This is a genomic window from Paenisporosarcina sp. P5_A11 (assembly GCF_056400705.1).
On the sequence record NZ_JBFUKT010000129.1, the window covers coordinates 1 to 9,726 of the forward strand.

Consider the following 9,726-nt stretch of genomic DNA (forward strand, 5'->3'; position numbering starts at 1 on the left):
GTTCCAAGGTCATCCCCATAAAAGCGAAAAGTATCAGATTCAGCAGGATTCACATTGTTGATTGGTGAAAGGAACTCACTCATATCCTCAACACTTTCAGAAGGAAATCCGATTTCACAAACATCCACCCAACCGTGAGTTTCTTCATTTAATGGAATCTCCCGCTCTAGAATCTCGACAATATTCCCGTCTGGATCATTAAAATACACTTGTTTCCCTTTCCAATACCCACTCAAATTCCCTTCGGAATCCGGTAAAAGAGTTATATTCCCTTCTTTCATTTTCATGAACATATACTCATAGAAAGAAAGATTAGTTCTTAAAGCAAAATGATACAAGGGAGCTTCATTATTGCTGGAATGCTGAAACGTAATATGTGTATTTCCAGCCCTAACTGTAAAGAAGCTCTCCTTTGCTCTTACGATTGGCATCTCCAAAGTTTCAGTATAGAACTTTTTCATTTTTTCAATATTGCCGGTCTCCAAAACAATTCTCAGTATTTTCATTTTCAACACCTCAAGTCAATTGTACAAAATCCTCTCGACTAAACCATATGTACAATAGTAGGAAAGAATTCTACTTCTTTTGGATGAACGAAATAAAAGAGACTCTCCACAGCATGCAATCATTGTAACGGATGCTAATCTTGAAAACTAATATCCACTGGTTGCAAAAAGGACAAACCACTCTTCTTTCATATGAACAAGCAGAATCAGTGACCAAGGATAGATCATCTTTCTTTCTTACCAAGTGGTTGCTATACTATATTCATCTGTTTATTTCGAGTCTAGAAGGATTGTAGGTGTATTATGACAACAGTAACAGCAAAAACAACTTCATTAATGGCTTCCAATCCAGTCTATCCAATCATATTTGCGATTGGTGGATGTCATTTATTAAATGATTCGCTCCAATCTGTTATTCCGGCCATGTTTCCGGTCCTCGAGAAGGATCTTGGACTAACATTTACACAGTTAGGATTAATCGCCTTCGCATTGAATATGGTCGCTTCAGTTCTCCAGCCGGTCGTTGGGTTTTTTAGTGACCTAAAGCCAAGACCATTTTCTCTTCCATTTGGAATGTTTTTATCATTTCTAGGAATGGCAGGACTAGCGTTTGCTCCGCAGTACTGGATGATTCTCGTTTCCGTCATTTTCATAGGACTTGGTTCTGCCATTTTCCATCCTGAAGGTTCACGTGTATCTTTTATGGCAGCAGGAACGAAAAGAGGCCTGTCTCAATCCATTTATCAAGTTGGTGGAAATTCAGGACAAGCATTAGCACCACTTATCAGTGCATTTATCTTAGTTCCACTTGGTCAAAAAGGAGCCGCACTATTTTTATTAGTTGCTGCCCTAGGTATTTTTATATTAATGAAGATTTCAGCTTGGTATAAAGCACAGTTAGAACAAGAAAGATTACTCAATCGCAAAAGAGTGCTACTGTCTTCAATGGCCAATTTAACGAAAAAACAAATTGGTGTCGCACTTGGTCTCTTACTCATGATCATTTTCGCTCGATCCATTTATGTAACGAATATCACCAGCTTTTATATCTTTCATTTAATAGAAACATACGGGTTAACGATTCAAAAAGGCCAGCTCATCATCTTCCTATTTCTAGCAGTCGGAGCTGTAGGAACATTTTTCGGGGGGCCATGGGCGGATAAAATGGGTCGAAAAAACGTCATTGTACTTTCTCTTTTAGTCCCAATTCCTTTATCCCTGCTCTTGCCATATGTACCATTACCTGCAGTTATTCTTCTGTTAATACTTATTGGATTTTTCATTATGCTAAGTTTTTCAGTAACGGTGGTTTATGCACAAGAACTTGTTCCGAGTAAAATTGGGACAATGGCGGGGTTAACAGTAGGACTGGCTTTTGGTATGGGGGCAATTGGTGCGGTCGTAATCGGCATATTGATGGACCACATTGGTATCTATCAGACCATGATTGTCATCTCATTTTTACCACTACTAGGACTTGTTGGCCTGGCACTACCTCGTGATCAAAAAATGACTTCAGAGCCTGTTATTTCTGAGTGATGCGGTGGGACATTAGAGTACTTTAATAGAAGACACCACCAATCAGGTTGTAGCAGATTGGTGGTGTCTTTTCATTTATGAAATTGTAGTGAACCAAACAACTAATTCACTTTCCCATTCAATTGTTATTTACTTTTTTCCATCACCGCAAAGTAATTTTCTTCACTATCTGCAAAGTTAAATACTCTACCAGAAGGCATGTTTACCATTTCTCCGACGGTAATATTTTTATTGGTTAAGTCGTTATATAATTTATCGAGATCCTCTGTGAAAAACATTAATGAAGGTGTTCCAAGATTTATTCCAGACTCCATTTTAGCAATTAATTCCTTGTTGTGCAGTATAAGACTTGTTTCTGATTCTTTTGTAGGAGCGATTTGAATCCATCTCATTCCTTGACCATTATCTTCTTCAGAAATTACACTAAACCCCACTTTTTCTGTCCAGAACTTCACTGCCTCATCTTGGTTATTTACATACAACATAATTTGACCGACTTTACTAATCATGCAGTTCCCTCCCCTATTGTGTATTGAAATTATATCACTTTTTAATTATGGAATAAAATGTGATTGCACTCCTTGTGATTATCGAAATACAGATTAGGAAGTGGTCATCTTCGGTCCGAGGTCAAATGTAGGGAGGAATCTTGTCTCTCGACAGGGTTTTCTCCCCAAAGTTAAAAGCAAAAAAAGCGTCCTGTAGTGGACGCTTTGCGAGGTTCAAGATTGCAGGTCAAAGGATCTCATAGAACTGTGAATTTTCGGTTCATGAAAAAAAGGTTAGGGGCTAAACAAAGGAGTTATAAAATGTTAGGGGGCTTTCGCTTTTCCGTTATAGTATACATTACAGTGTTTTTTTTTTTGAATATACGTCGTCTTCTTCTTCCACCTAAAAGAAAAAGAGAAGAGATTAAGAAGAACGAAATAAACCTTCTCCTAAAGCCATCATGAATAAACATTCCTCTATGTGGGTTACTTCCTATTCCTGATTGCGGAGTTAAGATTTTTAAAAAGAATTAATAGATTACACAAGAGGGCCATTTAAGCGAATGGTTTTTTTATTTGGCATAAACATATGGGAAATCGCTGAACCGCGTTGTATAAGGCATACACCCTAGGTTGACATAACCACACGACTTGGAAGTTAGCCCCTACACGCCAACTCTTGCGGTTTCTCACTTCTTCCTCTTTTCACAAATCTATCTTTTATTCATCCAATATACATCGTTGAGTTGACGGGCTTTTGGCGGTTTCGCTTTTCCTGTCCAATGAATAAATATCCAATTTGTCTTTGGCTTTAGGCAAATGAAAAAAGACCGTCTCTGACGATCCCCTGTTCTTCAACTAAAGCCCCGTTAGATTTAAAGTTCAATTACATCAAAAGTGTATTTACATCATCTTTAACGTTGACGATTTTGATACCTTCTCTTTTAAACCAAATAAAATAACTTTTTTTCATCATTCCCCCCTTTTTTTGTTACGCTATTTGCTTCAAATACTTAGCTATATGGCAGTGCATTATATTTAGTGAATTGCATAAAATTATGGAGCAATCCGCATACTACTTTTTAAAAAAGGATGATAACATAATGAATTTCCCTACAATACATACTAACTTTTGGGATGCTATTATCGCAGTCCCAGTCGTACTTATCCTAACTCAATTAATAAAAATTTTTATAAAGCCAAAAAAGACTACGGTTCCTTTTATCGCGCTGATTATCGGGTTATTAATATCCGTTTTCATCAGCCACAGAGGACATCTAATCGCAGGTTTATTTATGGGATGGTTTTACGGGTATGCAGCCGTTGGCTCATATGCGTCTCTCAAGACATCCATTAACTCTTTTAGACAACGACCTAGAAAATAACTCTTAGGAAGTGGTTTAATCGAACTATGCACGAAGTTGAAAGCCGAGATAATCTTTCATGTAATTAACTTCCATTCGGGGCTCTCACTTCTTCTTCCAGACATTCCATACCCACCGAATTTACATCGTTGAGTTGATGGGATTTTGGGGGTGCCGCTTTTCTGGTCAATGAATAAATATCTACCAATCTTAACAAAGCTAATTTCATTTTTTGCACGAAATATTGAATTTCCAAATTAGAAATATCCTATTTATTTTTCACGGATCAAGAAGAAAATATGAGAGCAATTCTTGAGGTTTTCCACATCCTCAACCTACAATCTGCTGAAAAGCTGTAGGGGTTGGACCATCTTCAAGTCGTCGCAGGATTAAGTTAGCACACTCTTCGGGAGATAGACTTGAGGTATCGACTTCCAAGTCATAGATACCAGGTACATGGACGAGTTCCTGCCATAAGCTGACTGGCTTTGGCACCATGCCATCTGTGGTGTATCCGACATGCCAAGTGTTCATCCGTCTTTCCATCACTACATCGATTGGACATCGAACACCCACGAACAATACCGGGAGTCCATCTAGTATGTGAGCACACATTGGCAGAATTCCACGAGGGACAGAATACCCGTCATGATGCCCGACATCCACCACCACATTTATTCCTAAACGACTATATGTTGCGATCCCCTCATACATCGCTCGATACATAATCACAATGAGTGGCTCGAGATCAGGGCGTTCTCCCCCAGGTCGCAAACCAATCCCAGGCTGATATTTTTCGGGTGTCATCTTCATGAACTGATCGACCCCTATGTTCATCCACAGACCTTCAAATGTATCTTGAATTACACTAGCAATGCTTGACTTCCCAGATCTTGGGGTACCGTTAAGAATGATAATCTTTCCAGGTTTGTCTACTTGTAACAATGTAGTTTCCTCCTTACCTTAACTCAACTGTACCAATTACAACGGAGCTTCCACGCCAAAATAATCCTGCAGTTTTTGTTGCATATCTTCCTTATTAGCAGCAAATTGCTTATGTCGGTGACCATTTCCACCCGATGGATGAGGAAAGCCAGTTAAGATCGACTCTTTATTAAGATAGCCATTGTCAGCAAGATACACGATTACCTTCGAGACGTTAACTCCGAGTGGAATAATGAGTGCATTATTTAATTTGTTAAGCTCACCCGCCGTGTAGTCTAGAATGTGACGTTGAAGTACTTCTGTTTTAAGTATATTTGGTATCGACCCATTGTAGTTTTTCCCGTTATAGAACACAGGATAAGGCAATACCGACATCGTTTGAACCATATGGCTAGCCGTATCGAATAGTTCACTCGAAGATGATAACCCCAAATAATCATTCAAGCCCAGTTCATCTAGCATTTGAATTAGGTTTTTCCGCATCGGTCCTTCAAAGCTAGAGTTTTTCTTCACTTCATGAAGTATCTCTTCATCCGATAACTGCTGATCCATCACATTCAATACGGTCGAATAGGATTTCTTCATTTGATGTAAACCTGGAGTAATCCCAACAATCACAACCTTGGCATGCTCATTTACATATTCAAAAGGAGCATAATAAATTTCGAGTTTTTTCTTCTCATCCTTTTCCAGTAAAAACTGGTCATTGATTAATGCTTCACCTTCAAAGGAAACGGGTAAAGACTTGATTAGATTTTTGTATGTTTCGAATTTAGAATAATCTGCGATGCTCATGGATGGTTCTCCTCTTTTTATTATTTTTCATCATTATACTTGAGTTGCATGAGACTTTCGTTATTTGTGGGTCAATCTGAAATCGGTAAATCGCCAGATCGTATACTGTTATAGTCATAAAACCATTACTAACGATAAAATGAAGATAACGTTGAGTATACGTGTGGTTAATTAAAAAATAGCCACTTTGTAATTAGGAAGTAGCGGCAAAAGAATAAAGGAAAATTTAATTTGATAGGGAATATAGTAAATTAAGTTTAATAATAATCACGAGTCTAAATTTGAACTTAAAGGGAGGATAATCATGATACCACCCAAAAAATCAAATCAGTGGATTGGGGTTTTTATACTTTATACAGTAGTAATATTTATCGGTCTGCTTACAACTAGGGTTCTGCTTGGAAGTGATATATTTGATCGATATATATTTAGTTTGATTATCATATCCATAGTCTCGACTTTAATTCCAAGTATTGGTGGGTTCTTAGGTAAGCGGATTTTCTTTATAATCTATACACTTTCTGCCATAGTAGGTATCCTTTATATGTTTTATGTAGTGTTAGGTAATACTGCACCAGGATGGGGGGATTTAACCAGCATTATAGGTTACCTCTTTATAGTTGGAGTTGGAGCTATTTTAGCTTTAGTAACGGAAGTTGTTAGTTATTTTGTGAAAATAAAACAACATTAAATAAAGAAAAACCTCCTGATAAGATAGGAGGCTCAAATACCAAGATTTAATATTAATTAATTGGATTTGATGTTTATTGATTCTTCATAAATCCAATAACCTTGCCGTTAATTAATACATCTACTTGATTTGGATTTGGTTTATAAAAGATTTCTTACCCTAGTAAATAGTTGAAGCGACCGAATTCAATTTCGGTCGCTTTTTTATGTTATTTTGACCAGACCTCAAACTGCTGAGAACTAAACAATAAAGTTGTCGTTTTTGTAGAAAGTTTTTATTCTATCATTAATATTTCGCGGATATCTTCTTCTGTCATAGCCTTTAATGGCTCTTCGCCTGCCTGGATAACTTCGTCAATCAGGTTTTGCTTTTTCATTTGAAGTTCGGTAATTTTCTCTTCAATGGTTCCTTTCGCCACCAAGCGGATGACCTGAACTTCATTTTTCTGCCCCATGCGATGTGCCCGGTCTGCAGCTTGCTGCTCGACCGCTGGATTCCACCAAAGGTCATACAGGATAACCGTATCAGCACCTGTCAGATTCAATCCAGTACCACCTGCTTTTAAGGAAATGAGAAATAAATCCCCTTCTCCTTCATTGAACCGGTTGCATAATTCTACACGTTCCATAGGAGGTGTTTTGCCGTCTAAATAAAAATAAGGGTGGCCACTTTTACTCAATCGCTGTGCGATAATACCTAGCATTTGCGTAAACTGGGAAAATATCAAAACCCGTCTTCCTGAGATTCGGCATTTCTCCACAATTTCCATCAATTGATCAAATTTAGCCGACCCACCTTCATATCCTTCAACAAATAAAGCAGGGTGGCAGCATAGTTGCCGAAGCCGCGTCAATCCAGCTAAAATTTTGATGCGATTTTTTCTAAAGCTGTCTTTGTTCAAATGCTTTAAAGCATCTTGTTTCAATTCCGCTAAATAAGCGGCATACAACTTCTTCTGCTCTTTTTGCAATTCGGACATCTGGATGATTTCGACTTTATCAGGCAGTTCTTTCAAGACCTCTTTTTTCAACCTCCGTAAAATGAACGGGCGTACTCGTTTTGCTATATCTTCCCGTCTCATCTCGCTATAGAGTCTTCGATTCGGCAACAGTTCTGGAAAAACTACTGAGAAAATCGACCATAATTCATCCAACGAATTTTCGATTGGTGTCCCAGTAAGGGCGAAACGGTATTCTGCCTGAATCGCTTTGACTGCTTTTGCCGTCTGGGTAACAGGGTTTTTAAATGCCTGTGCTTCGTCTAAAAATAAAGAGTGAAAGTGTTTGTCACGGTACAGCGCCCTATCCATTCGTAAGACTGGGTAAGATGTAATGATGACATCCAATCCCGCACTTTCTTTTAATAAAAACGCTCTTTTTTCTTTATTGCCGTCTATAATGCCTGCATTTATAACTGGAGCAAATTTTTTCAGTTCATTCTTCCAGTTATAGATCAAAGATGAAGGTGCTACTATCAATACCGGCAACTTCCGGGCACGAATATCCGGAAGCACCGACAAGATGAAAGTAATGCTTTGCAGTGTTTTGCCAAGCCCCATATCGTCAGCCAAAATGCCTCCAAATTTATACTTGGCCAGCAACCTGAACCATCTGAATCCGACTTTCTGGTAATCACGGAGCACGCTTTCTAAACTCTCCGGCACTTCACTATTCAAGTCCTCAGGACGATATAAATTTTTCATTAGCTTAGCAAACGTTTTTCCTGGATCCACTAGTTGGCCGTTTTCTAGAGAATCAACCAGCTGCATTCCCTGAATCAAAGGTACACGGACTTCTTCCTCATCGAAATTATCTGATGTTATTCCCAAGTCGCGCAGGAAGTCGTTCAATGCCAAGAATTCCTTTGTCTCCAGAGACATTAACGTACCGCTCGGAATCCGGTAATACTTCCGCTTTTCTTCGAGAGACTTCAATAATTTCTTAATTTCTGATTCTGGAATTCCTTGAAGGTCAAAACGGAAAGCCAGCCAATCCGTTCTTTCCCCGATTTCTACTTTGATTTTCGGACCGGTATACGCTTTTTGTACACGTAATTTCACCGCGGTCGTGGCATAAGTTTGAACCAATTTTTCTAAATCCGGAACGACGTGAAACAGAAAATGATATTCCGCTTCTTCGTCGTGCATGTAAAAACCACCATCTGTCTGATTAAAAGAGCTGCCTTGAATCAATTTCATAATTTCTTGTTCTTTATTACGCTGTCGTCGGACGCCCGGATAGTGACGGAACTCATCTTCCGTTTCTTCGCATGGATTGATGACCAGATGACCATAATGGAACTCCACCCCAGCCACCAGGCGATGTTTGATGCGGTCCAAAAACAATTTTGCGCGAAGCGGTGTTTCCACCAACCGTTCAGTAATCGAATCTGCAATATGTACTGTCCCTAGTCGCTCTAATCCAGGAATAACCGTTTCCAGAAAATGATCCATTTGAGCAGAAGAAATGATGAGCTGCTTTTCTGACCCTTCCATCAGTTCTTTTAGTTCGGCCAGTCGGTCGATGTCTTCTGCGGACATTTGAATGAATGCCCCTCCAGAAAATGCTGTTTCGTAAGCTTTTAACACTAGAATCTCTTCTAATCCGTCAACATTCAGTTGATAACCACCTGAACGAGCTTGGTCAAATCGAAAAGACAAAGGCAATTCTTTCTCCAAGCGGAGACCGTCAACCGACCTTCCAGCATGGATCACCTTCACTAACGKAACTTTCAGCAATAAAGGCAGTAGCTGCTCCCAATCGGACGCGGAAATGACCAGTATATCTTTTATTTGATGCAAATCTTCTGCAATACGCTGGCTTTTCACTAAGAATAGAATGACGTCCTCTGTTTCTTTGTCAAAACTATAGATTTCCGGACTATACAAAAAATCTGGAGCGCATTCATACGAATCTCTTTGCTCGACTTTCTTCAAAAATTCTCTTAGGTTTTCGATTTTATCCAATCTTTCAGTCCCGGCTTTTATTGATATCCCCAATACATAGCCTGTCTTCCTGAGAAACACAGGGCTACAGCTAAATTCCACTTGGAGAACCTGCCTCTTATCGAAATGAAGCCGTTTTCCTCTTGGTCTCGGTGCTTGCTGAGTAAATAAACCCAGCATTTTAGCAGTCATGGGATTGTCCCGTTGTTGTATTTCATCGATTGCCAAAAGAACACCTGCAATATGATGACAGTAAGTCTTTACAAATCCGACCGGCGGACAACTGCAAGAAGCTAGAATTTTCCCATCTTGCGTTTGTTTCACGCTTATATGGAACTTGTCCCTACCTTCTACAGTAGCCTTTATGGATAAATCGTCCTCTGCATCGGGCTCTAGTAAGATTTTCCCTGCTTGGTTAAAGGCTCTGCCTTTTTTATAAGCGACCATTCCGCAT

General features: G+C 39.1%; 8 protein-coding genes. 3 read left to right on the forward strand and 5 right to left on the reverse strand.

The annotated features are described in order from the left end of the window. On the reverse strand, nt 1-506 hold a 506-nt coding region (locus tag AC1DOS_RS14710), incomplete at its 3' end, for a VOC family protein (protein WP_477538097.1). A gap of 303 nt (nt 507-809) precedes the next feature. Between AC1DOS_RS14710 and AC1DOS_RS14715 the strand changes: the two genes are divergently transcribed. Further along, on the forward strand, nt 810-2,045 hold the full coding sequence (locus AC1DOS_RS14715; protein ID WP_477538098.1) for an MFS transporter: 1,236 nt from the start codon (nt 810-812) through the stop codon (nt 2,043-2,045). 125 nt (nt 2,046-2,170) lie between these two features. Here AC1DOS_RS14715 and AC1DOS_RS14720 read toward each other — a convergent pair whose 3' ends face one another. After that, nucleotides 2,171-2,554 (reverse strand): VOC family protein, encoded by a 384-nt coding sequence (locus AC1DOS_RS14720; RefSeq protein ID WP_477538099.1) that lies wholly within the window; start codon nt 2,552-2,554, stop codon nt 2,171-2,173. A 1,082-nt stretch (nt 2,555-3,636) separates the two neighbouring features. Here AC1DOS_RS14720 and AC1DOS_RS14725 point away from each other — a divergent pair. After that, a complete protein-coding gene (locus AC1DOS_RS14725) occupies nt 3,637-3,918 on the forward strand; it encodes a hypothetical protein (protein WP_477538100.1) in 282 nt (93 codons plus the stop codon). Between the two features lie 309 nt (nt 3,919-4,227). Here AC1DOS_RS14725 and AC1DOS_RS14730 read toward each other — a convergent pair whose 3' ends face one another. Continuing rightward, entirely contained in the window at nt 4,228-4,842 is a 615-nt protein-coding gene (locus AC1DOS_RS14730; protein WP_477538101.1) for a chloramphenicol phosphotransferase CPT family protein, read from the reverse strand. A gap of 36 nt (nt 4,843-4,878) precedes the next feature. Next, nucleotides 4,879-5,637 (reverse strand): hypothetical protein, encoded by a 759-nt coding sequence (locus AC1DOS_RS14735; protein WP_477538102.1) that lies wholly within the window; start codon nt 5,635-5,637, stop codon nt 4,879-4,881. Nucleotides 5,638-5,941: 304 nt separating this feature from the next. On the opposite strand from AC1DOS_RS14735, the gene AC1DOS_RS14740 reads away from it, so the two are divergent. Then, nucleotides 5,942-6,328, forward strand: coding sequence for a hypothetical protein (locus tag AC1DOS_RS14740; RefSeq protein ID WP_477538103.1), 387 nt, complete (start codon nt 5,942-5,944; stop codon nt 6,326-6,328). A 274-nt stretch (nt 6,329-6,602) separates the two neighbouring features. Here the strand turns inward: AC1DOS_RS14740 and AC1DOS_RS14745 are convergent. After that, nucleotides 6,603-9,726 (reverse strand): DEAD/DEAH box helicase (locus AC1DOS_RS14745; protein WP_477538104.1); only part of this gene is annotated, 3,124 nt, incomplete at its 5' end.

Excerpts from the sequence above, each read along its gene's own strand:
- AC1DOS_RS14715 (WP_477538098.1), top strand. The coding sequence starts at position 810 with ATGACAACAGTAACAGCAAAAACAACTTCATTAATGGCTTCCAATCCA.
- AC1DOS_RS14725 (WP_477538100.1), top strand. The coding sequence starts at position 3,637 with ATGAATTTCCCTACAATACATACTAACTTTTGGGATGCTATTATCGCA.
- AC1DOS_RS14740 (WP_477538103.1), top strand. The coding sequence starts at position 5,942 with ATGATACCACCCAAAAAATCAAATCAGTGGATTGGGGTTTTTATACTT.
- AC1DOS_RS14720 (WP_477538099.1), bottom strand. The coding sequence starts at position 2,554 with ATGATTAGTAAAGTCGGTCAAATTATGTTGTATGTAAATAACCAAGAT.
- AC1DOS_RS14735 (WP_477538102.1), bottom strand. The coding sequence starts at position 5,637 with ATGAGCATCGCAGATTATTCTAAATTCGAAACATACAAAAATCTAATC.